This is a genomic window from Luteimonas salinilitoris, assembly GCF_041300785.1.
Taxonomy (GTDB): domain Bacteria; phylum Pseudomonadota; class Gammaproteobacteria; order Xanthomonadales; family Xanthomonadaceae; genus Luteimonas; species Luteimonas salinilitoris.
Genome location: NZ_JBFWIB010000017.1, coordinates 33140 through 57608 on the forward strand (window position 1 = coordinate 33140; position 24469 = coordinate 57608).

At 70.2% G+C, this 24469-nt stretch carries 28 protein-coding genes, 1 tRNA gene and 1 other RNA gene; 8 read left to right on the plus strand and 22 right to left on the minus strand.

Annotation, left to right across the window (positions count from 1 at the left end):
- Positions 1–149 precede the first annotated feature (149 nt).
- The 6 genes from acpP to AB5T46_RS18000 all read right to left on the minus strand — a co-directional run bounded on the left by acpP (position 150) and on the right by AB5T46_RS18000 (position 4233).
- On the minus strand, positions 150–389 hold the full coding sequence (acpP, locus tag AB5T46_RS17975) for an acyl carrier protein (RefSeq protein WP_149194087.1): 240 nt from the start codon (positions 387–389) through the stop codon (positions 150–152).
- A gap of 117 nt (positions 390–506) precedes the next feature.
- Positions 507–1250 carry a 3-oxoacyl-ACP reductase FabG gene (gene fabG, locus AB5T46_RS17980; RefSeq protein ID WP_370565454.1) on the minus strand — a complete coding sequence of 248 codons (744 nt, stop codon included), beginning with the start codon at positions 1248–1250 and terminating at the stop codon, positions 507–509.
- A 57-nt stretch (positions 1251–1307) separates the two neighbouring features.
- Entirely contained in the window at positions 1308–2252 is a 945-nt protein-coding gene (gene fabD / locus AB5T46_RS17985; protein ID WP_370565455.1) for an ACP S-malonyltransferase, read from the minus strand.
- A gap of 127 nt (positions 2253–2379) precedes the next feature.
- Positions 2380–3375 (minus strand): beta-ketoacyl-ACP synthase III, encoded by a 996-nt coding sequence (locus AB5T46_RS17990; RefSeq protein WP_370565456.1) that lies wholly within the window; start codon positions 3373–3375, stop codon positions 2380–2382.
- 130 nt (positions 3376–3505) lie between these two features.
- The gene (rpmF, locus tag AB5T46_RS17995) at positions 3506–3697 is read right to left on the minus strand and encodes a 50S ribosomal protein L32 (RefSeq protein WP_370565457.1); all 192 of its coding nucleotides are present in this window, start codon (positions 3695–3697) and stop codon (positions 3506–3508) included.
- Positions 3698–3726: 29 nt separating this feature from the next.
- Positions 3727–4233 (minus strand): YceD family protein, encoded by a 507-nt coding sequence (locus tag AB5T46_RS18000; RefSeq protein ID WP_370565458.1) that lies wholly within the window; start codon positions 4231–4233, stop codon positions 3727–3729.
- 134 nt (positions 4234–4367) lie between these two features.
- On the opposite strand from AB5T46_RS18000, the gene AB5T46_RS18005 reads away from it, so the two are divergent.
- Together AB5T46_RS18005 and AB5T46_RS18010 are read left to right on the plus strand one after the other, a co-directional pair.
- Positions 4368–4730 carry a hypothetical protein gene (locus AB5T46_RS18005; RefSeq protein WP_370565459.1) on the plus strand — a complete coding sequence of 121 codons (363 nt, stop codon included), beginning with the start codon at positions 4368–4370 and terminating at the stop codon, positions 4728–4730.
- A complete protein-coding gene (locus AB5T46_RS18010; protein WP_370565460.1) occupies positions 4730–5296 on the plus strand; it encodes a Maf family protein in 567 nt (188 codons plus the stop codon). The genes AB5T46_RS18005 and AB5T46_RS18010 overlap by 1 nt, the downstream gene beginning before the upstream one ends.
- Before the next feature lie 130 nt (positions 5297–5426).
- Here the strand turns inward: AB5T46_RS18010 and AB5T46_RS18015 are convergent, their stop codons facing one another.
- Entirely contained in the window at positions 5427–7286 is a 1860-nt protein-coding gene (locus tag AB5T46_RS18015; protein WP_370565461.1) for an ArnT family glycosyltransferase, read from the minus strand.
- Between the two features lie 145 nt (positions 7287–7431).
- Between AB5T46_RS18015 and AB5T46_RS18020 the strand changes: the two genes are divergently transcribed.
- From AB5T46_RS18020 to AB5T46_RS18035, 4 genes are read left to right on the plus strand one after another with little or no spacing between them, the layout of a single operon-like run.
- Positions 7432–8385 carry an AAA family ATPase gene (locus AB5T46_RS18020; protein WP_370565462.1) on the plus strand — a complete coding sequence of 318 codons (954 nt, stop codon included), beginning with the start codon at positions 7432–7434 and terminating at the stop codon, positions 8383–8385.
- The gene (locus AB5T46_RS18025; protein WP_370565463.1) at positions 8366–9433 is read left to right on the plus strand and encodes a DUF58 domain-containing protein; all 1068 of its coding nucleotides are present in this window, start codon (positions 8366–8368) and stop codon (positions 9431–9433) included. Before AB5T46_RS18020 ends, AB5T46_RS18025 begins: the two co-directional genes overlap by 20 nt.
- Positions 9426–11423: a transglutaminase TgpA family protein gene (locus AB5T46_RS18030; protein WP_370565464.1), complete on the plus strand. Its 1998-nt coding sequence runs from the start codon at positions 9426–9428 to the stop codon at positions 11421–11423. The genes AB5T46_RS18025 and AB5T46_RS18030 overlap by 8 nt, the downstream gene beginning before the upstream one ends.
- Positions 11420–11914 carry a Slp family lipoprotein gene (locus AB5T46_RS18035; protein ID WP_370565465.1) on the plus strand — a complete coding sequence of 165 codons (495 nt, stop codon included), beginning with the start codon at positions 11420–11422 and terminating at the stop codon, positions 11912–11914. The genes AB5T46_RS18030 and AB5T46_RS18035 overlap by 4 nt, the downstream gene beginning before the upstream one ends.
- A gap of 523 nt (positions 11915–12437) precedes the next feature.
- Here AB5T46_RS18035 and AB5T46_RS18040 read toward each other — a convergent pair.
- The 4 genes from AB5T46_RS18040 to dnaX all read right to left on the minus strand — a co-directional run bounded on the left by AB5T46_RS18040 (position 12438) and on the right by dnaX (position 15882).
- Positions 12438–12785, minus strand: a complete 348-nt coding sequence (locus tag AB5T46_RS18040; protein WP_370565466.1) for a histidine triad nucleotide-binding protein — start codon at positions 12783–12785, stop codon at positions 12438–12440.
- A gap of 114 nt (positions 12786–12899) precedes the next feature.
- A complete protein-coding gene (recR, locus tag AB5T46_RS18045; RefSeq protein ID WP_370565467.1) occupies positions 12900–13496 on the minus strand; it encodes a recombination mediator RecR in 597 nt (198 codons plus the stop codon).
- Positions 13497–13693: 197 nt separating this feature from the next.
- Positions 13694–14014: a YbaB/EbfC family nucleoid-associated protein gene (locus AB5T46_RS18050; RefSeq protein WP_370565468.1), complete on the minus strand. Its 321-nt coding sequence runs from the start codon at positions 14012–14014 to the stop codon at positions 13694–13696.
- Between the two features lie 56 nt (positions 14015–14070).
- On the minus strand, positions 14071–15882 hold the full coding sequence (gene dnaX, locus AB5T46_RS18055) for a DNA polymerase III subunit gamma/tau (protein WP_370565470.1): 1812 nt from the start codon (positions 15880–15882) through the stop codon (positions 14071–14073).
- 122 nt (positions 15883–16004) lie between these two features.
- Here dnaX and AB5T46_RS18060 point away from each other — a divergent pair.
- A tRNA-Ser gene (locus AB5T46_RS18060) sits at positions 16005–16097 on the plus strand.
- Positions 16098–16146: 49 nt separating this feature from the next.
- Positions 16147–16243, plus strand: an RNA gene (ffs, locus tag AB5T46_RS18065) — signal recognition particle sRNA small type.
- A gap of 378 nt (positions 16244–16621) precedes the next feature.
- Here the strand turns inward: ffs and AB5T46_RS18070 are convergent.
- From AB5T46_RS18070 to AB5T46_RS18120, 11 genes are all read right to left on the minus strand, one after another.
- Positions 16622–17266 carry an energy transducer TonB gene (locus tag AB5T46_RS18070; RefSeq protein ID WP_370565471.1) on the minus strand — a complete coding sequence of 215 codons (645 nt, stop codon included), beginning with the start codon at positions 17264–17266 and terminating at the stop codon, positions 16622–16624.
- Positions 17267–17304: 38 nt separating this feature from the next.
- Positions 17305–18255 carry an alpha-L-glutamate ligase-like protein gene (locus AB5T46_RS18075; protein WP_370565472.1) on the minus strand — a complete coding sequence of 317 codons (951 nt, stop codon included), beginning with the start codon at positions 18253–18255 and terminating at the stop codon, positions 17305–17307.
- Positions 18252–19781 carry an inactive transglutaminase family protein gene (locus tag AB5T46_RS18080; protein ID WP_370565473.1) on the minus strand — a complete coding sequence of 510 codons (1530 nt, stop codon included), beginning with the start codon at positions 19779–19781 and terminating at the stop codon, positions 18252–18254. The genes AB5T46_RS18075 and AB5T46_RS18080 overlap by 4 nt, the downstream gene beginning before the upstream one ends.
- The gene (locus AB5T46_RS18085; RefSeq protein ID WP_370565474.1) at positions 19778–20350 is read right to left on the minus strand and encodes an ATP-dependent zinc protease family protein; all 573 of its coding nucleotides are present in this window, start codon (positions 20348–20350) and stop codon (positions 19778–19780) included. The genes AB5T46_RS18080 and AB5T46_RS18085 overlap by 4 nt, the downstream gene beginning before the upstream one ends.
- Before the next feature lie 121 nt (positions 20351–20471).
- Entirely contained in the window at positions 20472–20870 is a 399-nt protein-coding gene (locus AB5T46_RS18090) for a YncE family protein (RefSeq protein ID WP_370565475.1), read from the minus strand.
- Complete coding sequence (locus AB5T46_RS18095; RefSeq protein ID WP_370565476.1) at positions 20867–21307, minus strand: molybdenum cofactor biosynthesis protein MoaE; 441 nt, start codon at positions 21305–21307, stop codon at positions 20867–20869. Before AB5T46_RS18095 ends, AB5T46_RS18090 begins: the two co-directional genes overlap by 4 nt.
- 89 nt (positions 21308–21396) lie before the next feature.
- Positions 21397–21639 (minus strand): molybdopterin converting factor subunit 1, encoded by a 243-nt coding sequence (moaD, locus tag AB5T46_RS18100; RefSeq protein WP_370565478.1) that lies wholly within the window; start codon positions 21637–21639, stop codon positions 21397–21399.
- The gene (moaC, locus tag AB5T46_RS18105) at positions 21636–22133 is read right to left on the minus strand and encodes a cyclic pyranopterin monophosphate synthase MoaC (protein WP_370565479.1); all 498 of its coding nucleotides are present in this window, start codon (positions 22131–22133) and stop codon (positions 21636–21638) included. The genes moaD and moaC overlap by 4 nt, the downstream gene beginning before the upstream one ends.
- A complete protein-coding gene (locus tag AB5T46_RS18110) occupies positions 22130–22540 on the minus strand; it encodes a nuclear transport factor 2 family protein (protein ID WP_370565481.1) in 411 nt (136 codons plus the stop codon). The genes moaC and AB5T46_RS18110 overlap by 4 nt, the downstream gene beginning before the upstream one ends.
- Complete coding sequence (gene moaA, locus AB5T46_RS18115; RefSeq protein ID WP_370565482.1) at positions 22540–23562, minus strand: GTP 3',8-cyclase MoaA; 1023 nt, start codon at positions 23560–23562, stop codon at positions 22540–22542. Before moaA ends, AB5T46_RS18110 begins: the two co-directional genes overlap by 1 nt.
- A gap of 154 nt (positions 23563–23716) precedes the next feature.
- On the minus strand, positions 23717–24469 hold the full coding sequence (locus AB5T46_RS18120; RefSeq protein WP_370565483.1) for an MBL fold metallo-hydrolase: 753 nt from the start codon (positions 24467–24469) through the stop codon (positions 23717–23719).

Consider the following 24469-nt stretch of genomic DNA (forward strand, 5'->3'; position numbering starts at 1 on the left):
CGCCGCGTGGGCGATGCCGCGCCGGAAACGCACGAGGCCGCGTCTGCGGCCCCGTGTCTGTCACCGCCGCGCGCGCGCCGGAAACCGGAGCGGTCGCGGCCCGGACGGCGGCGCGGCCCTGCGGCCGGCGCCATCGTCGCAGAACGCCGTTACGATTTGACGTGGGCCTTGATGTAGTCGATGGCCTGCTGCACCGAGGTGATCTTCTCGGCTTCCTCGTCCGGGATCTCGCACTCGAACTCTTCCTCGAGCGCCATCACCAGCTCCACGGTATCCAGCGAATCGGCACCGAGATCGTCGACGAAGGAAGCACTCGGGCTGACCTCCTCTTCCTTGACGCCCAGTTGTTCGATCACGATTTTCTTGACGCGCTCTTCGATGCTGCTCATATAGGTCTCGCTCCGGGGAAGGCCCTGACGGCCGCCTAGTTTAAGGGAAAGCCGGGCAATCGGCGATGGACGCCAAAGCCCGTTTCGGTTCAAGGGCTTGCGGCCCCTGGGAAAGCGTCACGGCATGTACATGCCGCCATTCACGTGCAGGGTCTCGCCGGTGATGTAGGCGGCGGCGGGACCGGCAAGAAAAACCACCGCGCGGGCGATGTCGGCGGGCTCGCCCAGACGGCCCAGCGCGATCTGGTCGACCAACGCCTGCTTCGAGGCCTCTGGCAGGTCGCGGGTCATGTCGGTGGCGATGAAGCCGGGCGCGACCACGTTGACGGTCACCCCGCGCGAGCCGATTTCCCTGGCCAGCGACTTGCTGAAGCCGATGATCCCGGCCTTGGCGGCGGCGTAGTTGGCCTGGCCGGCATTGCCGGTGACGCCGATCACCGAGGCGATGTTGATGATGCGGCCCTTGCGCGCCTTCATCATCCCGCGCATCGCCGCCTTGCAGGTGCGGTAGACGCTGCTGAGATTGGTGTCGAGGATCGCCTGCCAGTCCTCGTCCTTCATCCGCATCAGCAGGTTGTCGCGGGTGATGCCGGCGTTGTTGACCAGGATGCCGATCGCGCCGAACTCCTTGCCGATCGCGTCGATCAACGCCTCGACCGCGGCACCGTCGACCACGTCGAGCACGCGCCCGTGCCCGCCCGTCGATGCCAGCCGCTCGCCGATCGCGCGCGCCCCGGCCTCGGTGGTGGCGGTGCCGACCACGGTCGCGCCCTGCGCGGCCAGTTCGTCGGCGATCGCGGCGCCGATGCCACGGCTGGCGCCGGTGACGAAGGCGATCTCGCCTTGCAATGGTTGTGTCATGGTTTGCTCCCAACAACGATTCTTTGCCGCGGATTTTCGCGTCGATCCGTGGCTAAATCATGCTTTCCAATCCGCCAACGCGGCGTCGAAATCGCCGGGCGTGCCGAGCGCGCGCGCGTCGAGCGTCTTGTCGATGCGCTTGACCAGTCCGGTCAGCACCTTGCCGGGTCCGCACTCGCCGACCCGCCGCACGCCGCGCGCGGCCAGGGCCTGCACGCAACCGGTCCACTGCACCGGCAGGTAGAGCTGGCGCACCAGCGCGTCGCGGATCGACTGCACGCCTTCGTGGACCTCGGCATCGACGTTCTGCACCACCGGCAGTTCCGGTTCGCGCCACGCAAGCGCGGCCATCGTTTCGGACAGGCGGTTGGCGGCGTCGCGCATCAGCGGCGTGTGCGAGGGCACGCTGACCGCGAGCTTGACCGCCTTGCGCACGCCCTTCTCCGCGAGCAGGCCGAGCGCGCGCTCGACCGCGGCCGCATGCCCGCCGATGACGACCTGGCCCGGCGAGTTGAAATTCGCCGGCACCACGATCTCCTCGCCGGACGCCTGCGTGCAGACCTCGGCGACCAGCGCATCCTCGGCGCCGAGCACCGCGGCCATGCCGCCGATGCCGACCGGCGCTGCCGCCTGCATCAGTTGCCCGCGCACGCGCACCAGGCGCGCCGCGTCGCCGAGCGACAGCGCGTTGGCGGCCACCAGGGCCGCGTATTCGCCCAGGCTGTGGCCGGCCAGCACCGAAGGCGCGGCCCCGCCGTGGGCGCGCCACAGCCGCCACACGGCAACGCCCGCCGCGAGCAGCGCGGGCTGGGTGAATTCGGTGGTGTTGAGGCGGTCCTCGGACCCGGGCTGCGACAGCGCCCACAGGTCGACGCCGGCGCCCTCGGACGCCTCGGTGAAATCCTCGCGGATGGAGGCATGCCGTCCGGCAAGATCGGCGAGCATCCCCGGCGACTGCGAACCCTGGCCGGGAAACACGAAGGAGAGCTGCGGATCTGTCACGCGCACATCCGGCGGAAGAAAAAACGAGCGCAGATGATACGTGTCCGGCCGCCGGGCTGTCTGTACGAAGGCGTATGTCGCGCCATCGCCCCGGTTCGCCGCGGCGCGTACACGCCGCGGGTGGAACTCAGTAGCGCAGCAGCGCCGAGCCCCAGGTGAACCCGCCGCCGAAGGCTTCCAGCAGCAGCAGCTGGCCGCGCTGCACCTGGCCGGAACGGATGGCATGGTCGAGCGCCAGCGGCACCGAGCCGGACGAGGTGTTGCCGTGCTTGTCGACGGTGACGATCACCCGCTCCATCGGCATGTCCAGGCGCTTGGCCGTGGCCTCGATGATGCGCAGGTTGGCCTGGTGCGGGATCAGCCAGTCGATGTCGTGGCGATCCAGGCCGTTAGCCTCGAGGGTTTCCTCGACCACCGAGTCGAGCGCCTTGACCGCGTACTTGAACACGTCGCTGCCGGCCATCTGGATGCGCACGCCGGCGTTCTTCTCGTTTTCCTTGAAGCCGACCGAGACCCCGACCGGGTTCCACAGCAGCTCCTTCTTGGCGCCGTCGGCGTGCAGGTGGGTACTGAGGATGCCGGTCTCGGCATCGGCCTTGAGCACCACCGCGCCGGCTCCGTCGCCGAACAGCACGCAGGTGGTGCGCTCGCTCCAGTCGACCATGCGGGTGAGGGTCTCGGAGCCGACCACCAGTACCGTCCTGGCGTCGCCCGAACGGATGAACTTGTCGGCGACCGAGATCGCATAGAGGAATCCGGAACAGGCAGCGTTGACGTCGAACGCGCCGCAGCCGTTGGCGCCGAGCCGGTGCTGCAGCAGGCAGGCGGTGGACGGGAACACCAGGTCCGGGGTGGTGGTGCCGAGCACGATCAGGTCGAGTTCGTCCGGCTCGACGCCCGCCGACTGCAGCGCCCGCACCGCGGCGTGATAGGCCAGGTCGCCGGTGGTCTCGCCGTCGGCGGCGATATGGCGCTGGCGGATGCCGGTGCGCGCGGCGATCCACTCGTCGCTGGTATCGACGATCTTCGACAGGTCGTCGTTGGTCAACACCTTGGCCGGCAGATAGCTGCCGGTGCCGGCGATACGCGAGTACACGCGCGGGATCGAACCCGATTCGCTCATCTCTGAGACTGTCCTCGGCCGGAATGCCTGGCGGCATTCGTGCGGACGGCTTCGCGGCGGCCGGTTGACGACGGCACGGGTGTCACGAAGCGCCCGGAACCGCCGTCGGCGACGGCGGCGCGCAACACCATCAGTCTTCGACGATCTTCGACTTGACCTGGATCACCTGCTTGCCGCGGTAGTAACCGTCGGCGGTGATGTGGTGGCGCACATGGATTTCGCCCGTGGTCGGATCGGTGGACAGCTGCTTGGCGGTCAGCTTGTCGTGTCCGCGACGCATGCCACGGCGGGAAGGGGAGACGCGGGATTTCTGCACAGCCATGGGGATCGCTCCAGCAACAGATTCTGTTTTCAGTGTTTCTTCAATGCCGCCAACGCCGAGAACGGATTGGCGCGTTTTTCCTCGTCCGCCGGCACCGGCCAGTCGCGCTCGACCGATTCCGAGCCCGGCGCCACCGGCACCAGCGGGACGGCCAGGATCAGCTCGTCCTCGACCAGTTCCGCCGGCCGCAGCTCGCCGTCCCCGGCCAGCAGCAGCGCCTCGTAGCCCGGCGGCAACGCGGCCTCGTCGGCCTCGTCGCGGATCAGGCCGAGACGCTGCTCGATGCGCACCGGATGCAGGAATCGCTGCAGCGTCCGCTGGCACAGCAGCGGCAGCGCGGCTTCGATCCGCAGTTCCGCATACGGCACCTGCAACGTGTCGCGACCGAACCCGAGCGAGAACTCCGCCTCGCCCTCGCCGTCCAGCAACACGTCCCGCAGGCGCGGCATGCCGGACAGCGGCAGACGCCCCTCGAACACCCGACCCGCGGCGACCATGCGCCAAGCGTCGACGACTTCGGGCACTTGCGCGGACATAAGAGGCGGAATGTTAGGCCCCGCCCGGGCACCTGTCAAACCCGCGCCCGTGCCGCAAGCCCTTGTCCCCGGGGGGGTTTGCCCCCGCCCGGGCGCGGCGGCAGACTGGCGTTTCGTTTCCGGGGGTCATTCGCGTGCTGCCGATTCTCGCATTGCTTGTCGCGATCGCCGTGCTGGCGGCCGCCTGGCTGCTGCTGTCCAGGCGGCGCGGCGGCCGCCGTGAACAGGCCTTCGCCCGGGTGCTGGACGCCGCCGACGCCCTCGAGGAGCGCCTGCGCACCGCGCGCGCCGAGATCGAGGCGGTCGCCGGCGACGACGAGAACCCGGTGCGCGATGCGCTGCAGGAAATGCTGCGGCAACGGCTGTGGCTGCAGCAGTACGGCGCCAGCGCCACGGTGGAGCAGCTCGACGCGGTACGCGAATCGATCGATGCCGCGCGCCTGCGCATCGACCAGCAGTTGCTGCAGATCGAGCGCGCCCGCGCGCCGCTGCACTAGTGCGCCTGGTCCTGGCCTCCACCTCGCCCTACCGCCGCGACCTGCTGCGGCGCCTGCGGCTGCCGTTCGAGGTCGCGCGGCCGGAAGTGGACGAAAGCCCGCGAGCGGCCGAGTCGCCTGCCGCGCTGGCGCAGCGGCTGGCGCGCGCCAAGGCGGCGGCGGTGTCCGCGGCGGATGCCTGGACTATAGGCTCGGACCAGGTGGCCGAACTCGATGGCCGCGCGCTCGGCAAGCCCGGCGGCCGCGACGCCGCCCGTGCCCAGCTCGCGGCGATGTCGGGAACCGACGTGCGGTTCCTCACCGCGCTGGCGCTGCGCCACGGCGACGGTCGCTGCCTCGAGGCGCTGGATGTGACGGTGGTCCGCTTCCGCACCCTCGCCAGCGACGAGATCGCGCGCTACGTCGACGCCGAGCAGCCGTTCGACTGCGCCGGCAGCTTCAAGGCCGAAGGGCTCGGCATCGCCCTGTTCGAGGCGATCGCCAGCGAGGACCCGACCGCGCTGGTCGGCCTGCCACTGATCGCCACGGCGCGCCTGCTGCGTGAAGCCGGATTCACCGTGCCCTGAGCGCGGAAAACCTTTGCCGCGGATGAACGCGGATCAAGCGAATCAGTGGGTCAAGTGAGGCTCGGTCAAGCCTATTGCCCCGTTGGGCCCTAATCCGCGCTGATCCGCGTCAATCCGTGGCGAAAAATGCTTATCGAATCGTCACCGGCTGCTCGTGCCATTGCTCCACGCTGCCGTCGCGGCCGTGCAGGCGCAGGCCCAGCCAGTAGAGTCCCGGACGCGCCGGAATGGCGTCATCGACGGTCGCGCGGAAACCGACGTTCGGATGCTCCGGATCATTGGAGATCTCCCAGTAGTCGGCCACGCCCGACGCGGAGTGCCCATACTCGGCCTCCGCCACGACTTCGCCGTCGAGTGTCACCTCCACCCGTTCCAGGCCTACGCCGTCCTTGAATGCCCAGCCCCGGACCTCGAACGGCCGCCGCACCGCGGCGCCGGCGACCGGTGCGTCGATCCAGGCCAGCGCCGGCGTTGCGCAGGGACGATCCGGGCCACGGCCGGCGCCTTCGAGCGCGAACAGCAGGAAGCGCTGCGCGCCGTGGTCGATGTTGAGTACGCGCGGCGGCGGCAACGGCCCGACCCGCTCGCACAGGGCGTGGTAACGCCGCAGCAGCTGCCGGTACTGCACGTCGCTGGCGCCGACCACCAGCAGCACCGGAGCATCACCCCACTCGTCGCGGCCGCGCGTCTGCAGTCCCCACAATTGCAGCTGCGGCGCGCGCCCGTGCGCGCGGTTGAGCGGATGATCGAGCACGGCGATGCGCGGATCGCCCAGCGAGAAACCGAGTTCGGCGCCGATCTTGAAATTGTCGGCGACGACCCGGGTGTCCGCCGGCATGCCGGCGCGCATCTCCTCCACCGCGTCGGCCAGGACCGTCCAGCCGGCGAAGTTCGACGGATACCACTTCAGCGCCGCGCTCTGCGCACGCACCGCGGGTACCGACACCGCCATGTAGTAGGCGCAAAGCACGCCCAGTCCGAGCGCGGCCAACGCCCAGGTCGCGCGCCGCAGCCAACGCGGCCAGGCGTCGAGCAGCGCCGGCAGCAGCGGCAACAGCGCAAGATAGCCGGGCAGCGGCCAGTGGAAGCTGACGCGCTCGGTGTCGGCGAAGAACCCCAGTGCGAAGAAGCCGAGTACCACCAGTCCGCCGAGCAGCGCGAACAGGCGCGCAGCCGGATGCTCGTCGCGCCGCGACCGCCATGCCGCCCACATCAGCGCGACGAACAGCAGCGGCGTGACCAGCATGAACTGCGTCGGCAGGAACAGCAGCCCCTCGGGATGCAGCGACCAGGGATGGCGATCGACCAGTTGGAAGCGCAGCCCGGCCTCGGCGTTGTCGAGATTCCAGGCCAGCAGCGGCGCCCAGGCCGCGGCGCCGAAAGCGATCGCGATCCACACCCGCGGATCGCGCAGCGCGCGCCGGCCGTCCGGCAGGCACAGCAGCGCGACAATGCCGACGCCGACGACCGCGATGAAGCGGTAGTGGCTCAGTGCGCCGATCGCCAGGCCCAGCGCCAGCAGCAGCGTCGCGTCGTACTCGACCTTGCGCAGCAGCCGTGCGCCGGCATCGATGCACAGCAGGGTCGCCAGCGCCATCGGCACGTCCGGCAACGCCAGCAGGCCGAGCGTGCCGGCCAGCGGCAGCAGCACCGTGGCACTCCCGGCGAGCCAGGCGTGACGTTCGTCGAACTCGCGCGCGACCAGCTTCACCATCCACCACGGCAACGCCGCGGCGATCAGCAGGAACGGCAGGCGCACGCCGAACTCGGAGTTGCCCGCCAGTTCGACGCCCAGCCGGATCAGCCAGGCGGTGAGCCCGGGCAGATCGGAATAGGCCCAACCGGGGTGCTGCCCTTCCTGCCAGTAGAACGCCTCGTCGACGAACAGCGGCAGCTGCGTGGCCAGCACCAGCTTGAGCAGCAGCACCGCCGTCCACAACGCCACGAACGTGCGCCGCGCCCGATCGGTGCGTACATCGCCTTCACGCATGTCGATGGCATCCGGCATCCGCATTCGCATTCGCATCCGACCCCGTTACACTCATTGCAACCGCGATGGACCTGTCCGGCGTCACCCGAAGCGCCGCGATGCGCGTCGCGATCCGGAATCCACCCCACAACGCCGGAGATCGCCGATGTCCGTATCGCCCGCGCATGCCGACATGCTAACCGACGATCTGTTAAACGCGCTCAAGGCCGCGCAGCAGCAGGTCAACGGGCTGTTGCTGGGCAAGGCGCAGGAAGTGCGGCTCGCCTTCGTCGCGCTGCTGTCCGACGGACACCTGCTGATCGAGGACCTGCCCGGCCTCGGCAAGACCACGCTGGCGCATGCGCTGGCGGCGACGCTCGGGCTCGGTTTCCAGCGCGTGCAGTTCACCTCCGACCTGCTGCCTTCGGACATCGTCGGCGTATCGGTCTACGACGCGCAGGCGCGGAAGTTCGAGTTCCATCCGGGACCGGTGTTCGCGCACGTGCTGCTCGCCGACGAGATCAACCGCGCCCCGCCGCGCACGCAGAGCGCGCTGCTCGAGGCGATGGCCGAGCACCAGGTCAGCATCGACGGCAACACCCATCAGCTGCCGGAGCCGTTCTTCGTGATCGCCACCCAGAATCCGCTCGATCTCGCCGGCACCTATCCGCTGCCCGACTCGCAACTCGACCGCTTCCTGCTGCGGCTCAGCCTCGGCTATCCCGGCCGCGACGCCGAGCGCGCGCTGCTCTCGGGCAGCGACCGTCGCGGGCTGATCGCGCAGGCGCAGCCGGTGCTCGACGCCGCGCAGGTGGTGCGGCTGCGCCGCGCCGCACGCACGGTGCACGCCAGCGACGCGCTGGTGGATTACGTGCAGGCACTGGTCGAACGCAGCCGCCACCACGGCGGCGTGCGCGTGGGCCTGTCACCGCGTGCCGGCATCGCCCTGCTGCAGGCCGCGCGCGCCTATGCGCTGCTGCTGGGGCGCCGACACGTGCTGCCTGAGGACGTGCAGGCGCTGTTCGCCGCGGTCGCAGCGCACCGCCTGGTGCCCGAATCCGAGGCCGGCGACGGCGCCGCGCTGGCGAAGGCGATCCTGCATGCGGTCCCGGTCGACTGACGCCACGCCGGAGCGACGCGCGCCCGCGCCCCCCCGCTCCACGACGGCGGCGTCCGTCGCCATCACGCCGGCCGCATCCGGCTTCGCCACCACGTGGCGGCGCCTGCTGCTGTTCGCGCGCCCACGCCAGCCCGAAACGCTGCCGGTGCGCTTCGACCGCAGCCGGGTCTACGTGCTGCCGACCGCGTTCGGGCTGTTCTTCCTCGTGCTGCTGCTGACCATGGGCGTGGGCGCACTGAACTACAACAACAATCCGGCGCTGCTGCTGTGCCTGCTGCTGACCGGGACCGCGCTGGCCAGCCTGCTCGGCGCGCATCTGCAGCTGAGCGGGCTGGAGGTGCACGCGATCGGCGCCGAACCGGTCGCCACCGGACGCCCGCTGCTGCTGCGCGTGCACGTGCGCGCCGACCCGAAGCGGGTGCGCCGCGGATTGCACGTGGAGATCGGCGACGCCGCCGCCACGCTATCGCTCGCCCAGGGCGCGGGCGAGGCGGCGCTGGAACTGCCCACCGCCCATCGCGGCTGGTACGAACTCGACCGCATCCGCATCTCGACCACGCGGCCGCTGGGCCTGGCCCGGGCCTGGGCCTGGGTGTGGCCGGAGGCGCCGCTGCTGGTCTATCCCGCGCCCGAGGCGCACGGTCCGCCGCTGCCCGAAGGCGCCGGCGACAACGCCCAGGCGCGGCTGCATCCCTCGGGCGACGACATCCATCACCTGCGCGGCTGGCGCCGCGGCGACTCGCGGCGCGCGATCGCGTGGAAGCCCTCGGCACGGCGCGACACCCTGCTGGTGCGCGAGTACGAACAGCCGCAGGGCGCCGACGTGGTGCTGGACTGGCGCAAGCTCGCGGCGCTGTCCTACGAGGACCGCATCCGCCGCCTGGCGCGCTGGGTCGACGAGGCCGAACGCGACCAGCGCCGCTACCGCCTGGTACTGCCCGGCCAGCCGCCGCTGGGCCCGGCCGGCGGCGCGCAGCACCGGCACGCCTGCCTGCGCGCGCTGGCGCTGCTGCCCGGCCAACCCGAACCGGGCCCCGCCCATGGCTGAGCGGCGGCCGTCGCCTGCGCTGGATGCCGGCGGCCGCGCCTGGGCGCTCGCGGCCACCGCTTGCTGCCTGCTGCCGCTGCTGCTGCAACTGCCCGGACCGGGCGGCCCCGCCATCGGCGGCCTGGGATTGCTGGTGGCCGCGGTCTCCTGGCGCCATCGCATACCGGGCTGGTTGCGGCTGCTGCTCGCCTCGGCGCTGATCGGCCTGGTGCTGGCGACTGCGCGCTTCGCCTTCGGCCGCGACACCGGTTGCGCGCTGCTGGCGGCGATGCTGGCGATCAAGCCGGTCGAGCTGTTCACCCTGCGCGATGCCCGCAGCCTGCTCGGATTCGCGCTGTTCGCGCCGTTCGCCACCTTCCTGCTCGACCAGGGACCGTTGTCGCTGCTGCTCGGGCTCGCCGGGGCGACATTGGCGCTGGCCGCGCTGCTGCGGCTGTCGGAGCTGGAGTCGGCCGGCGAGCGCGCGGTCGGATCGGAAGCCGCCGGGCCCGGCAGCCCATGGCGGCGCCTGACCGCGGTGTGGCGGCTGATGGCGGTCGGGCTGCCGCTGGCGTTGACCGCGTTCTGGCTGTTCCCGCGCATGGCGGCGCCGCTGTGGGGCGTGCCGGAGCGGGCTGTCGCGCGGCCGGGCCTGTCGGACACGATGACGCCGGGCGAATGGATCGACCTGCTGGGCGACGACTCGCCCGCTGCGCGGGTCCGGTTCTTCGGGCCGGGCCCGGCCCCGGAGGAGATGTACTGGCGCGGCCCGGTGTTGCTCGACTACGACGGACGCAGCTGGTCCCGCGCGGAATGGCTGGGCGGGCTGCCTCCCGCCGAGACCGTGCGCGGCGGCCGCACCTGGGACTACGAGATCGCGCTCGAACCCACCGACCGCCGCCACGCGGTCGCGCTGGAACTGCCGCTGGCGGCCCCCGACGGCGTGCACCTGTCGCACGACTACAGCATGACCGCATCCCGGCCGCTGGCTTCGCTGCAGCGCTGGCGACTGCGCTCGGCGGCCCCGGTCGAGTTCGAGCCGGAACTGCGCCCGATGCTGCGTCAGCTGGCCCTGCGGCTGCCGCAGGGCTTCAATCCGCGCACCGTGGCGCTGGCGCGGCAATGGCGACGTGAGGCCGGGCCGGACGACGAGGCTGTCGTCCAGCGGTTGCTGCGCTGGGTGCGCAGCGATTTCGCCTACACGCTGGCCACGCCGCTGCCGGGCCGGCATGCGGTCGACGAATTCCTGTTCGACGAGCAGGCCGGCTTCTGCGAGCACTACAGCTCGGCGTTCGTGGTGCTGATGCGCGCGGCCGGGATCCCGGCGCGGGTGGTCACCGGCTATGTCGGCGGTTACTACAATCGTTTCGGCGAGTACTGGATCGTGCGCAGGATGGACGCGCACGCCTGGGCCGAGGTGTGGCTGGACGGCCGCGGCTGGGTGCGGGTGGACCCGACCGCGGCGGTTGCACCGGAGCGCATCTACGACACCCTCGAGGATCTGCCGCAGGGCGGCTTCGATGCGCTGGTGCGGATGACGCCGGTGATGGATTTCGGCGACTGGATGCGCCGCGGCTGGAACGACTTCGTGCTCGGCTTCGACGCCGCACGCCAGCAGCGGCTGCTGCAGCCGCTCGGCATCCGCGAACTTGCCCCGCGACAGCTGATCATCCTGTTCGCGGCCCTGGGTGGACTGGCGCTGGCGTGGATGCTGTGGCTGGTGGCGCGCGGCGAGCGCGAGCGCGATCCGGTGCTGCGCGCCTGGCACCGCCTCGGCGAGCGCTATGCCCGGCTCGGGCTGGCGCGCGCGCCGCACGAGCCGGCGGCGCGGTGGACCGCGCGCGTGCTCGCTGCGTGGCCGGAGGCGCGCGCTTTGGCGGCGCTCAGCGCACGTTTCGAACAATGGCGCTACGCTGCCGACGATGGCGACGCGACCGCGGCCCGCGCACTGGCCCGCGACCTGCTGGCGCATCGCCCCGACCGCAAGTCCGGACCGGAGACCTCACGATGAAAACCCCATTCGCCGCCGCTTCCCTCGCCTGCGCGCTGCTCGCCGGCTGCGTCACGCAACCGGCCCCGCTGCAGGGCGACTACCCGGCGATCACCCCCGAGGACGCCGCCGCCGGCGACCGTACCGGCGCCGCCGTGCGCTGGGGCGGACGCGTGATCGAGGTCGAGCCGCAGGCCGATCGCACCTGCTTCACCATGCTCTCCACCCGCCTGGACGCGTCCGGCCGCCCCTACGGCGGCAGCGATGCGACCGGCGGCCGCTTCCTCGCCTGCCGCACCGGCTTCTACGACCCGGCGATCTTCGAGGCGGACCGCGAGGTCACCTTCACCGGCCGCATCGACGGCTACGAGACCCGCCGCATCGGCGAGTACGACTACCGTTTCCCGCGCTTGACGGCCGACGTCGTCTACCTGTGGCCGGAACGCGAGGACGTGCGCGTGATCGTGCACGATCCATATCCGTATCCGTGGCACGGCTGGTGGTGGTGGTGACGACGGCGGCCATCGCGACGTAGAGCCGAGCTTGCTCGGCTATCGGATGCCGGAGGTCGCGGAGCAGCGGAGCAAGCTCCGCTCTACGGGGGCGGCGGCCGATGCGGCCTACCGAGCCGCGTAGAGCCGAGCTTGCTCGGCTATCGGGTGCCGGAGGGCGCGGGGCAGCGGAGCAAGCTCCGCTCTACGGGGGCGGCGGTCGATGCGGCCTGCCGAGCCGCGTAGAGCCGAGCTTGCTCGGCTATCGGATGCCGGAGGGCGCGGGGCAGCGGAGCAAGCTCCGCTCTACGGGGGCGGCGGTCGATGCGGCCTACCGAGCCGCGTAGAGCCGAGCTTGCTCGGCTATCGGATGCCGGAGGGCGCGGGGCAGCGGAGCAAGCTCCGCTCTACGGGGGCGGCGGTCGATGCGGCATGCCGAGCCGCGTAGAGCCGAGCTTGCTCGGCTATCCGGGTGCCGGAGGGCGCGGGGCAGCGGAGCAAGCTCCGCTCTACGGGGCGTGGCGGCCAGCGCGGCGCGCGACGGTCAGCGCGGGGTGCCGAAGCGCCCGAGGTGGGCGCCGGCGAGCAGGTGCAGGTGCAGCTGGTACACGGTCTGGCCACCATGCGCATTGCAGTTCATGACCACGCGGTAGCCGTCCTCGGCGAACCCTTCCTTGCGTGCGTACTCGGCGGCGGCCAGCGCCAGGCGGCCGATGAGTTCGGCGTGTTCCGGCTTCGCAACGTCGAGCGACGCGATCGTCTGCTTCGGCACGAACAACAGGTGCACCGGCGCCTGCGGCCCGGTGTCGCGGAACGCGATCAGGTGCTCGTCCTCGTAGAGGATGTCCGCCGGGATCTCGCGACTGATGATCTTGTGGAAGATGGTGTCCATTGAGAGCCGGGATTGGGGATTGGGGATTGGGGATTGGGGATTGGGGATTCGTAGAATCATACGCCGACGCCCCGCTCTTCCGAATCCCGAATCCCCAATCCCGAATCCCGGCCCTCAAGGCACCTCGCTGCGGCTGCCGAAGGCATGCGACAGCGTGCCGCGGTCGGCGTATTCGAGTTCGCCGCCCAGCGGCAGCCCGTGCGTGGGCCGGCTCGGGCGCACGCCGTGCTGGCGCGCGAGCTGCGCCAGGTAGTGCGCGGTGGCCTCGCCCTCGACCGTGGGGTTGGTGGCGATGATCAGCTCCTGCACTTCGCCTTCGGCCAGTCGCGCGGCGAGGCGGTCGAGCCCGAGTTCGCGCGGACCGATGCCGTCGAGCGGGCTCAGCCGTCCCTGCAGCACGAAGTACAGGCCGCGGTACTCGGTGGCCTGCTCGATCGCCAGCCGGTCGGCCGGGGTCTCCACCGCGCACAGTTGGTGCGCGTCGCGCGAGGCGCTGGCGCAGATCGCACAGACGTCTGTTTCGCTGAAATCGCGGCAGCGCTCGCAATGACGGATGTGCTCGATCGCCTCGGCCAGCGCCGCGGACAACCGCGCACCACCCTCGCGCTGTCGCTCCAGGATGTGATAGGCCATGCGCTGCGCGGTCTTCTGCCCGACCCCGGGCAGCACGCGAAAGGCTTCGATGAGTTGTTCGAGCAGGGAGGCGGTCATGTCCGGGATCTTGCTGGGGGGGCGGGACGGCAGCGCGACGATATCCGGCCCATGCACCGTAGAGCGGAGCTTGCTCCGCTACGCAGGCTCCGAAGCCCGGAATCGTGGAGCCGAGCTTGCTCGGCTACGTAGGCTCCGGAGCCGGGAGCAGCGGAGCAAGCTCCGCTCTACGGAGGCGCCGGCACGTCGCCCAGCGGTCAGAACGGCATCTTCATGCCCGGAGGCACCGGCATGCCGGCGGTCGCGGCCGACATCTTTTCCTGCGACTGGGCGTTGACCTTGTTGACGGCGTCGTTGAAGGCGGCCGCGACCAGGTCCTCGGCCATTTCCGGGTCCGACAGCACGCCGGGGTCGATGCGCACCTTGCGGCACTCCATGCGGCCGGACAGGGTGACGTTGACCATGCCGCCGCCGGCGCTGCCGGTGACCTCGAGATTGGCGAGCTCTTCCTGGGCGCGCTGCATGTTCTCCTGCATCTTCTGCGCCTGCTGCATCAACTGGGCGATGTTTTCACGCATGGGGGACTACCTCGGACGGTGTGGATGGGCTGCGGGCGGCGGCCCGCATGGAGCAATCAATTGTCTTCGTACGGCCGGATCGAATCCGGCACCACCTTGGCGCCGTGCCGCGACATCAGCCGCTGCACCTCGGGGTCTTCGAGAAACGTCCGCTCGGCCGCGTTCTGGCGCGCATCGCGCTGGCGGGCATGGCGCCCGTGCACGGTCTCGCCGTGGGCCGGGACCGCGGCCTCGAACCGGATCTGCGGCGCGGCGCCGAGATGCGGCGCCAGCGCGTCGGCGAACTGGCCGACCAGGAACGGCGTCTTGAGATGATCGTCGCTGGGCGGCAGCGCCAGCCGCAGCACGCCATCGGCATAGCCGACGAAGGCGGTATGGGCAGCCAGTTCCCGGACCGGACCACGCAAGCCAAGACCGGTGACCAGATCGGGCCAGCGCTCCGCATCGACCTGCCCGGCTGCAGCCGCATTGGAGGCCGGTGTCGGTGTCGGTGTCGGTGTCGGTGTCGGTGTCGGTGTCGGTGTCGGTGTCGGTGTCGGTGTCGGTGCCGGTGCCGCGAGCGGCGCAGGTGGCGCTGCTTCCACCGCCGGAGAGGCCATGACCTCCTTGGCCGGAACCGGCGTCGGAGCCGTCACCGCGTCCGGAGCCGGCCCGGGCGTCGGCCGCCGCGGCGCCGCGACCGCTGGCTTGGCGCGATCGACTTCCATCGCCGCCCGTGCCGCCGCGGCCGCGTTCGGACGCGGCGCCTGCCCCCCCGGTGCGGCCGTGGTCGGTGTGGAAGCAGCGGCTTCCGCCGGCCGAAACGCCAGCATCCGTAGCACGCTCATCTCGAAGCCGGCGCGCGGGCTTGGCGCCAGCGGCAGGTCGCGGCGGCCGCCCAGCGCCATCTGGTACCAGAGCTGCACCACTTCGGCACGCACGCCGGCGGCCAGCGCATCCAGTTCGATGCCGTCGGCCTCCACCACGGCATCCGGGACCAGCTGCCGCACCTGGATCCGGTGCAGCGCATCGGCCAGTGCGTCGAGCACGCTGCCCCAGTCGGGCGCGAATTCCGCCAGCGTCGCCACCTCGGCCAGCAGCCGTTCGCCGTCGCCGGCGGCCAATGCCTCGAGCAGCGCGCCGACGCGGGTGCGGTCCACGGTGCCCAGCATCGCCGCGACCGCGTCCGTCTCCAGGCGCCCACCGGTGTAGGCGATCGCCTGGTCCAGCAGCGACAGGCCGTCGCGCAGGCTGCCGTCGGCGGCCTTGGCCAGCTGGCGCACCGCCTCCGGCTCGGCGGCGATTTCCTCCGCCGCCAGGATCCGGCCGATCTGGCCCTCGATCTGCCCCAGGTCCAGGCGCTTGAGGTTGAACTGCAGGCAGCGCGAGAGCACCGTCACCGGCAGCTTCTGCGGGTCGGTGGTGGCGAGCAGGAACTTGACGTGTCCCGGCGGTTCCTCCAGCGTCTTCAACAGCGCGTTGAAAGCCGACTTCGACAGCATATGCACTTCGTCGATCAGGTAGACCTTCACCCGGCCGCGCGAGGGCATGTACTGGGCGTTGTCGATCAGCTCGCGCACGTCGTCGACGCCGGTGTTGCTGGCGGCGTCGATCTCCAGCAGGTCGACGAAGCGGCCCGCGTCGATGTCGCGGCAGGCGTTGCACTCGCCGCAAGGGTCGGCGGAGGTGCCGTGCTCGCAGTTGAGCGACTTGGCGAAGATGCGGGCGATGGTGGTCTTGCCGACGCCACGGGTGCCGGTGAACAGGAAGGCATGGTGCACGCGGCCCGAATCGAGGGCATTGGTCAGCGCGCGAACCACGTGCTCCTGACCGACCAGTTCGGCGAACCGCCGCGGGCGCCACTTGCGGGCGAGGACGAGATAGGACATGCGCCCATTCTGCCATGCCGACCCGCCGCTCCCTGCGGTTCAGCGGATTTCCTTGTTCCCGCCCCGCCCCGGGGGCTAGAATTACCGGCCCTGAAACCCGCGTGGCGTGTTCAGGCCAGGACGGAGAGGTGTCCGAGTGGTTGAAGGAGCACGCCTGGAAAGTGTGTAAGCGGCTAAACCCCGCTTCGCGGGTTCGAATCCCGCCCTCTCCGCCAATTTCATCAGACGTCGTGCAACGCGACGTGCACCGTTCCTATGGTGGCCCCGTCGGCCCCTCGCGACGCTAGATCGAAAACCCCGCCAGGGCCGGAAGGCAGCAACGGTATCGATCGACGCGGGCGCCGAGGTCAGTCGGCGGGGCCATCGCCATTTGGGAAGGCATACCCGGCGGCTATTTACTGCAACCCGCCGTGGCGACGGCATCAGCATCACCGCGCCGGAGCGGACTGCCTGGCGCGGCTATTTACTGCAACCCGCCGTGGCGACGGCATCAGCATCACCGCGCCGGAGCAGACTACCTGGCGCGGCTATTCATTGAAACTCGCCGTGGCGACGGCATCACCATCACCGCGCCGGAACGGACTCCTTGGCGCGGCTATTCACTGAAACTCGCCGTGGCGACGGCATCACCATCACCGTGCCGGAGCAGACTGCATGGCGCGGCTATTCACTGCAACTCGCCGTGGCGACGGCATCATCATCACCGCGTTGGAGCGAACTGCCTGGCGCGACCTGACGCTCAATCCACGCGTTCAACCAGCGCCTCGCCGTCGTGCTGGCTGAACCGGAAAGCGTAGGACAAGCGCAGCGGCGTTGCCCGTTCGACCATGCCATCGGCAAGACAGGGATCGTCGCCGGCGAAGCCTTCAGGCGCCTGGCAGAGATAGGCCGGCTCGTACGACCAGCCCTGCACGGCCCGGATCGCCGAGGCGGAAAATTCCGCGTGCTGCGGCGATGTGTCCTGTGGACACGCCTCGTCGACACGCTGCCGCACCGCGAATACACCGCCGTCCTCGCCGATGTCCACTTCCACGCAGATCGTCACCGGCGGCAGGCGTGACGGCAACAACCGCGGCGGATACTCGGGCATCGCGACCGGATCGATCAGGTTCGGGTAGACGAAGCGCTGCGTGGATGCCAACTCGAGATGCGTCGCCCCCGGCGGCGGCAACAGCAGGGATACGCCCACATCCCCGGAATTGGCCGGCGGCGCCTCGCTCACGGGAGCGGTGGCGCACCCGTATCCGACCGCAGCGGCCACGAACAGGAAAATCGCGCTGAACCGATGCCACCGATCCTTGGCAACGCGACCGGAATCGCCGATCGAAGTACGACCCGTCGAAATATTGCACGCCATCCTGTCGCTTCTCCCAGGCTCCTGCATCGCACCCGTTGAAGCCTACCCGAGTACCGGAGGGTGAGTCACACCGACGCAAAGCGTGATTTGACGAACGCCGCGCGCGCTTCCACCGCCCTGTCCTTGCCACCCTCGCGTTCGACCAGTTCCAGCCGCGCCCGCAATCCCTGGCGGTTGGCGATCTGGATCGACAGCCCGGGGCGCGCGTTCAGCTCCAGGATCAGCGGACCGTGGTCGCGATCGATCACGATGTCCACGCCGAGGTAGCCGAGCCCCGTCAGCTCGTGGCAGCGGGCCGACAGCTCCAGTATCCGGTCCCAGCCCGGAATCGCGACGTTCGCCAGCGGTTGCATCGTATCCGGATGCCGGTCGATGCCGTCTTCGTGCCAGACGCCGTGGGTGGTGAGGCCGCTGGCGATGTCGATGCCGGCGCCCACGGCGCCCTGGTGCAGGTTGGCCTTGCCGCCCGAGAGCCGGGTCGGCAAACGCAGCATCGCCAGCACCGGAAAACCGCGGAAGACGATCACGCGCACGTCCGGCACGCCGAGGTGCGAGATCGCGTCGAACACCGCGTCCGGCCGCACGCGGTACTCGATCATCGCCTGGTCCGGCCGGCCGCCGAAGCTGTACGCCCCCGACAGGATGTTGCCGAGGTGAAAGACGATATCGTCCGCCGACATCGGCGCGCCGCTGACCTTGAGGAAATTGCTGCCCATGCGGCCCGCGATCACCACGATGCCGTCGCCGCCCGCGCCGCGCGCGGGCTTGACGACGAAATCATCGTGATCGCCGAGGATGCGCTGGAACTGGCGCGCGTCGCGGTAGGTCGCGACCACGCCGTAGAGCTTCGGCACAGCGAGGTCGGCATCCAGCGCCAGCTGCTTGGTCAGCAATTTGTCGTCGACGAGCGGATACAGCCGGCGCGGGTTGCTCTCGCCGATATAGAGCGCATTGCGTGCGTTCAGCCCCAGCACTCCGGCCCGACGCAGGCGATGCGGCAGGACGAACCAGCTCACGGGCGTCCGGCCCCGGCGAACGCGCGGAAGCGCAGCAGCTCGCTGAGCCGGTAGCCGGTATAGCGGCCCAGCAGCAGCGCCAGCGCGAGCACGACCAGCAGCACTTCGGGAAATACGAACACGAAATGGTCGACGCGCGGTTGGAACATCACCAGGTAGCAGGCCACCGCGACCAGCAGGCTGCCGATGCTCTGGCGGATGGCGTCGCCGGCGCCGTGCTCCTCCCACACGATGGAGATGCGCTCGATGGTCATCGCCATGATCACCATCGGGAACAGCGCCACCGACAGGCCGATGTCGAACTGCATCCGGTACGACAGCATGCTGACCAGCAGCATCAGCAGGATGACGACGATCACCACCACCGCCAGGCGCGGCACCAGCAGCAGTTTCAAGTGCTCGAGGTAGAACCGCACGGCGAGACCGAGCGCCACGATCACCGAGAACAGGATCGCGCCGGACATCAGGTCGGTTTCCCGGAACGCAAGCGCGATCAGCACCGGCATGAAGGTGCCGAAGGTCTGGATGCCGACGACGTTGCGCATGAACACGATCAGCAGCACCCCGATCGGGATCAGCAGCAGCGCGCGGTACACGTTCTGCACATCGACGGGAAGCGTCGACAGCGAGTACGCCATGACCGGCGATTCGGCGAGCTGGGCCTGGCGGGTCACCATTTCCAGCGCCGGCTCCAGCGTCCGCGTCACCGAGAACCGCAATTCGGCGCCGCGCGCAGGGTCGACCGCATACGGCGCGTCGCCGCCACGCCACCACACCAGGAAATCGTCGGGATAGCCGCGGGCGCCGTCGCCCGGGTCGATCGGAATCCAGTCGTCGCCGTTGTTCACTTCCAGCCAGGGTTCCGTGCGCAATCCGCTCGCGCCATCGGCAAGCCGGATCCCCTGCACCATCCGAGCGGGGATCCGCGCGCCGGCCAGCACCCGGATCGCGGTACGCGCAAGCTCGTCGCGCGAGGCCGGGTTCGGCAGCAGAAGTTGCACGTTGTTGTCGGGAGCCGGACTGGCGAGCACCCTCACGAGGATCGACGCGAACGTGGCGATATCCGCGGACTTGCTGCGCACCTCGTCGAGGATCGCCTGCACCGCCTCGCCTTCCAGCTCCTCGTATTCCGGCGCCTGGTCCAGTGGCGGCGCCGGCTGCGGCTCGCGCTCCTCGTCGCTCCGCGCCACCGTCGCCCGGTAGTACAGCGTCTGGTGCCCGGAGGGACGGCGCGTGCTCCACAGCGCCATCCGACGGTCGCCGCGCTCCTCGGTCTGCAGCCCGTAGCCGCGCGAGACGAAGTTCTCGTCGAGCAGGACGTACCCGGGCGGATCGAGCGGGATCGCCAGCTCGGCCTTGAGCGCGGCGCCGGTCGGCTCGAACGATAGCCGCGCCTCGACGATCCAGCCCTCGACTTCCTCGTTCGGCGTCAACGGATACCCCAGCACGCGAACCTTGTATGCGATCAGGGAGACCGCGGTCACCAGCAATACCAGCACCAGTGACAGCAGGTGCCAGCGCCTCATTCCGCCGCCAGCCTGGGCGCTGTCGCCCGATCCATGCCGGGCGATGTCGACGATGACCGCTGCTTGCAGGACGGACGTTGGGTGAAGGTCTCACCGGAATCGACCAGCACGTGGCCACGCATGTAATTGCGGCCCACGAGCACCGGGTACACGAACGAACTGCGGTCCACCAGCGTGAACTCGTGTTCGCGGTAGATATCGCCCAGGCACATGCCCAGGCGCACCACCGGGCGGCGCTGGGTCGTGCCGTCGTGCTTGCGGATGCGGACGTGGCGCACCAGCCTGGCCTCGATGGTCTCCTCGATGTCGCGGTCCTCGTCGAGAATCGTGAAGCGGACATGGCGCTTGCCGCTGCGTCGGAAGATATCGATGTCGTCCGCCGTCAACGAGGACGTGGTGGCGCCGGTGTCGAGCTTGGCCTTGAGCCGTATCGGGCCCTGGCCGATTTCGACCCACTCCACCCAGCCGAAGATGTCCTGGACGCGGGCTTTCTCGGATTTGGACCGTTGCTCAGCCGGCCACGCCGGTGCCGCGACGGCCAGCAGGCAGGCCGCGATCCATGCAGTCATGAAGCTTCTGGTCATCGGTTTCGATACATCCATGCGACCCGCAAAGGCATGAGGATAAACCGCTCTATCCTACAGCGATTCGGCGCGTGCCCGGCCCCGGCGCGCCCGTGGGCGCGTCGTTTCAGTCGCTCCCCCGATGTCCGGCCACGATCCCCAGGGCATCCGGCTCGTTGCCGGTCTTCCAGCGCTCGACCACCTGCCAGGTCCGCCTGTCGACCACCGCGATTTCGTTGCCGCCGCTGACGGCCACATAAACGCGTGCGCCGTCCGGACCGGCGATCACGCCGATCGGCAGCGCCGCCCTGCCGAGCATCGTCTCCCGGTACCGGGCTTCCGGTTCGGCCAGCGCCACGGTCGCCACCGGCTCGCCCAGGCGACGGCCATCGGCCAGGTCCAGCCGCCACACCGTATCGTCGGACTTGTTGCCGACCAGCAACTCGCCCTTGCCCGACGCCGCGATGGAAACCAGCGGCAATGTCCAGGCACAGAGCACATACAGCGTCGTCAGGCAACGGTTCATCGGGTTTCTCCGGAAGCGCCGGCATCAGGGTGCAGCCAGTCCGCATCGCCGTCGGCATAACGTTCGTGTTTCCAGATCGGCACGTGGCGCTTGACCTCGTCGATGATGAAGCGGCAGGCATCGAAGGTCATGCCGCGGTGGGCGGCCGAGACGCCGACCCAGACCGCGAGCTCGCCGATGGCGAGCTCGCCAGTTCGATGCACGCACAGGGCATCGACGAGGTCGAAGCGCGTACGGGCCTCGTCGAGGATGCGTTCGCCCTCCGCTTCCGCCAGTGCGGCGTAGGCCTCGTAGTGCAGTCCGCGCACCGGCCGGCCGTCGTTGTGGTCGCGCACCCAGCCCTCGAAGCTGCTGTAGGCGCCGGCGTCGCTGCGCAGCAGGCGGGCGCGCAGCGGTGCGATCTCGAACGGCGTGGCGGACAGTCGGAAGCGTTTCATGTCGGTTCGTTGGTGCCTTCTTCGTTCATTCGTGGCGTGCCAGGGCGGCTTGGACCACATGCTCCGATCATCGTAGCCGGCGCGGCCGCTCACCCCCCGCTGACCGGCGGGATGAAGGCGATCTCGCCGCCCGCGGCCACCGCATCGTCCCAGCGCGCGAACGCGCCGTCGACCGCCACCCGCAGGCGTTCGGCAGGCAATGCGAAACCGTGCCGGGCCTGCAGTTGCGCATACAGGGAGCGCAGCGTCGGCGCGTCGGTGTCCAACGACTCCTGGGCGACACCGGCGGCATCGCGCAGGCTGGCGAAATACAGCACCGTTACCTCGGTCATGTCCCGACCCCGCCGAAATCGCGGTTGCCGCCGCGCTTGCCCAGCAGCTTCGCCGGACCCAACACGATCGCGTGCGACAGCGCCTTGCACATGTCGTAGACGGTGAGCGCGGCGACGGTGGCGCCGGTCAGTGCCTCCATTTCGACGCCGGTGCGGTGCACGGTCGTGACGGTGCACTCGATCCGCAGCGCGCGCGCGTCGTGCCAGTCGATGGCGATGCGGATGCCGTCGATCGGCAGCGGATGGCAGAACGGGATCAGTTCGTGGGTGCGCTTGACCGCCAGGGTGCCGGCGACGATCGCGGTATCGACGATGCCGCCCTTCGCGCTTTTCAGGCCGCTGGCGCGCAGCGCCTCCGCCACGGCGGCCGGGAACCGCACGCGGCATTCCGCGGTCGCGGCACGCGCGGTCGCGGCCTTGGAGGACACGTCCACCATGGCCGGCCGGCCCGCCGGATCGAGATGCGTCAACGCGGGTGCGGAGGCACGCTTCATGTCGCGCTCGCCGGGGGAGGGGACACGATGGTACCGTCGCCGGCCAGCGTCGTGCCCTGGTGGAACACCATGCACCAGCCGACAGCGTCGCGGCGCCACAGCGAGCTGCGCAACGACCGCCGCGTCTCGCCTTCGGCACTGCGCGTCACGCGATAGGTCACCTGCGCCAGTCCGTCTGCGAGTTCGCGTACCTCCAGCGCCTCGGCCGCGAACGCCACTCCGGATTCGTGCGGCAGGCGCGCCAGCACCTCGTCCTTGCCGAACAGATGCCCGGAGGCGCCGATCTCGCGGAAATCGTCGGCGAGCAGCCGCGCCAGCGCTTCCGCCGACGCGCGCACGTCCGCGCTCAGCAGCGCCAGTTCCAGCCGGCCCAGATGCGCCTGCAATGACTCGTCCGCGGAGGTCATCACCCCCCCACAAGGAACATTTCGACATGCCGGCGCGCGGCGCGCGGGCTGCCGCGCAGCTCGCTGTAGCGATCCGTGCGCCGCGACCAGAGCCCGGCGATGCGCTCGGCGAGCGCCGTTTCGCCCGCCCGCAGCGCCGGCCGCAGATCAGTGCCGCCGGCCGCGAACAGGCAAGTGTAGAGATGGCCGTCGGCGGAAATCCGCGCGCGATGGCAGTCGCCGCAGAACGGCGCAGTCACCGAACTGACGAAGCCGACCTCGCCGCCACCGTCGACGAAGCCGTACCGCTTCGCCACTTCGCCGCGATAATGCGGATCGAGCGGCTGCAGTGGCCAGCGCGCGTGGATCCGGTCGCGCAGTTCGGCCGAGGGCACCACGCGTTCGCGGTCCCAGCCGTTGCAGGTGCCGACGTCCATGTACTCGATGAAGCGCAGCACGTGGCCGCTGCCGCGGAAATGCTCGACCAGCCGCAGGACCTCGCCGTCGTTGACGCCGCGCTGCACCACGCAGTTGAGCTTGATCGACTCGAACCCGGTCTCGACGGCCGCATCGAGGCCGGCCAGGACCGCCGCGACGTCGCCGCGGTCGCCGGACAGCTGCCGGAACAGCGCCGCATCCAGCGCATCCAGGCTGACCGTCAACCGCCGCAGTCCGGCCCGGCGCAGCGCCCGCGCCTGCCGCGCCAGCAAGCTGGCGTTGGTGGTCAGCGCCAGGTCCTCGATGCCGGGGATCGCCGCCAGCCGGGCGATCAGGTCCGGCAGGTCCTTGCGCAGCAGCGGCTCGCCGCCGGTGATCCGCAGCTTACGCACGCCGACCCGGGCGAAGCCGCGCACCAGCGTCTCGATCTCGTCGAACGACAGCCGCGTGGCGGCGTCGAACCCGTAGTCGTCCGGCACGCGGTCGGCCGGCATGCAGTAGCCGCAGCGGAAGTTGCACGCCTCGATCACCGACAGCCGCAGGTCGTGCAACGGCCGCCCGAGGGTGTCGAGCGGCAGCACCGGCAATGGCGATATCGCGTTCATCGAATCTCCATTCTAGGCAATCGCGCGTTATGCAGGCGGGAATCGCCGCCATCGGCGCCAGTTGAACGCGATCGGCGCGGGCACCGCTTGCCGGATCCTGCGCCTTGCTTGCCCGATCGGCCGCGACCGCGCAGGTCTGCAGCCGACGTGCCCGTCAGCCGGCCGGCGCGCGCGCTGGTTCGGCCAAGGCCAGCACCTCGCCCTGCGCGGCCACGCGGCAGCCGCGCGCGCGCATGATCTCGCCGTCGGCGGCCCTGGCGTAGTGGTACAGCACGCAACGCGCCAGCAGCTCCGGCGGGTACTCGCGCTCCAGGTCGTCGAGGCCGCTGTGCGAGGGATTGCCGTGCAGGCCGCAGTCGTGGGCGATGGTCTCGCCGGCATCGGCGTACACCTTCAGCAGCTCCGCGATCGGCCGGGTGTCCCCGGTCCATACCAGGCTGCCGCGCAGCCGCAGCCCGTACGCCGTGCGCGGCCAGTGGTGGCGCACCGCGAACGTCTCCAGCCGCAGCCCGTCGTGCCAGAACGCATCGCCGACCGGGATCAGGTGGAACGCGTCCCAGAAGTTCGCGCCGCCCTCGGCCAGCGCATTGGGATAGTCGCCGACGCGCTGGTGCAGCAGCGGCAGCACCGTCGCCGGCACGTAGACCGGCATCCGCCCGCGCCGCACCGTGTCGAAGTACTCGGACACGAACAGACGCTCGAATCCGGACACGTGGTCCAGATGGGTGTGGGTGACGAACAGCGCCCGTGGCGGCTCGCCGTAGTGCGCCAGGCAGGCGGTCAGTCCCTCGCTGCCGCAGTCGATGGTCAGCCACGGCGCGCCGTCGCGCTCGATCGTCGCCATCGACGAGCCGAGCTCGACCGCGGACGCGTTGCCGACCCCGTGGAAGCGCAGCGACCAGGCCAT

Excerpts from the sequence above, each read along its gene's own strand:
- acpP (WP_149194087.1), bottom strand. The coding sequence starts at position 389 with ATGAGCAGCATCGAAGAGCGCGTCAAGAAAATCGTGATCGAACAACTG.
- fabG (WP_370565454.1), bottom strand. The coding sequence starts at position 1,250 with ATGACACAACCATTGCAAGGCGAGATCGCCTTCGTCACCGGCGCCAGC.
- AB5T46_RS17990 (WP_370565456.1), bottom strand. The coding sequence starts at position 3,375 with ATGAGCGAATCGGGTTCGATCCCGCGCGTGTACTCGCGTATCGCCGGC.
- rpmF (WP_370565457.1), bottom strand. The coding sequence starts at position 3,697 with ATGGCTGTGCAGAAATCCCGCGTCTCCCCTTCCCGCCGTGGCATGCGT.
- AB5T46_RS18000 (WP_370565458.1), bottom strand. The coding sequence starts at position 4,233 with ATGTCCGCGCAAGTGCCCGAAGTCGTCGACGCTTGGCGCATGGTCGCC.
- AB5T46_RS18015 (WP_370565461.1), bottom strand. The coding sequence starts at position 7,286 with ATGCGTGAAGGCGATGTACGCACCGATCGGGCGCGGCGCACGTTCGTG.
- AB5T46_RS18020 (WP_370565462.1), top strand. The coding sequence starts at position 7,432 with ATGTCCGTATCGCCCGCGCATGCCGACATGCTAACCGACGATCTGTTA.
- AB5T46_RS18025 (WP_370565463.1), top strand. The coding sequence starts at position 8,366 with ATGCGGTCCCGGTCGACTGACGCCACGCCGGAGCGACGCGCGCCCGCG.
- AB5T46_RS18030 (WP_370565464.1), top strand. The coding sequence starts at position 9,426 with ATGGCTGAGCGGCGGCCGTCGCCTGCGCTGGATGCCGGCGGCCGCGCC.
- AB5T46_RS18035 (WP_370565465.1), top strand. The coding sequence starts at position 11,420 with ATGAAAACCCCATTCGCCGCCGCTTCCCTCGCCTGCGCGCTGCTCGCC.
- AB5T46_RS18040 (WP_370565466.1), bottom strand. The coding sequence starts at position 12,785 with ATGGACACCATCTTCCACAAGATCATCAGTCGCGAGATCCCGGCGGAC.
- recR (WP_370565467.1), bottom strand. The coding sequence starts at position 13,496 with ATGACCGCCTCCCTGCTCGAACAACTCATCGAAGCCTTTCGCGTGCTG.
- AB5T46_RS18050 (WP_370565468.1), bottom strand. The coding sequence starts at position 14,014 with ATGCGTGAAAACATCGCCCAGTTGATGCAGCAGGCGCAGAAGATGCAG.
- dnaX (WP_370565470.1), bottom strand. The coding sequence starts at position 15,882 with ATGTCCTATCTCGTCCTCGCCCGCAAGTGGCGCCCGCGGCGGTTCGCC.
- AB5T46_RS18070 (WP_370565471.1), bottom strand. The coding sequence starts at position 17,266 with ATGCAGGAGCCTGGGAGAAGCGACAGGATGGCGTGCAATATTTCGACG.
- AB5T46_RS18080 (WP_370565473.1), bottom strand. The coding sequence starts at position 19,781 with ATGAGGCGCTGGCACCTGCTGTCACTGGTGCTGGTATTGCTGGTGACC.
- AB5T46_RS18085 (WP_370565474.1), bottom strand. The coding sequence starts at position 20,350 with ATGACTGCATGGATCGCGGCCTGCCTGCTGGCCGTCGCGGCACCGGCG.
- AB5T46_RS18090 (WP_370565475.1), bottom strand. The coding sequence starts at position 20,870 with ATGAACCGTTGCCTGACGACGCTGTATGTGCTCTGTGCCTGGACATTG.
- AB5T46_RS18095 (WP_370565476.1), bottom strand. The coding sequence starts at position 21,307 with ATGAAACGCTTCCGACTGTCCGCCACGCCGTTCGAGATCGCACCGCTG.
- moaD (WP_370565478.1), bottom strand. The coding sequence starts at position 21,639 with ATGACCGAGGTAACGGTGCTGTATTTCGCCAGCCTGCGCGATGCCGCC.
- moaC (WP_370565479.1), bottom strand. The coding sequence starts at position 22,133 with ATGAAGCGTGCCTCCGCACCCGCGTTGACGCATCTCGATCCGGCGGGC.
- AB5T46_RS18110 (WP_370565481.1), bottom strand. The coding sequence starts at position 22,540 with ATGACCTCCGCGGACGAGTCATTGCAGGCGCATCTGGGCCGGCTGGAA.
- moaA (WP_370565482.1), bottom strand. The coding sequence starts at position 23,562 with ATGAACGCGATATCGCCATTGCCGGTGCTGCCGCTCGACACCCTCGGG.
- AB5T46_RS18120 (WP_370565483.1), bottom strand. The coding sequence starts at position 24,469 with ATGGCCTGGTCGCTGCGCTTCCACGGGGTCGGCAACGCGTCCGCGGTC.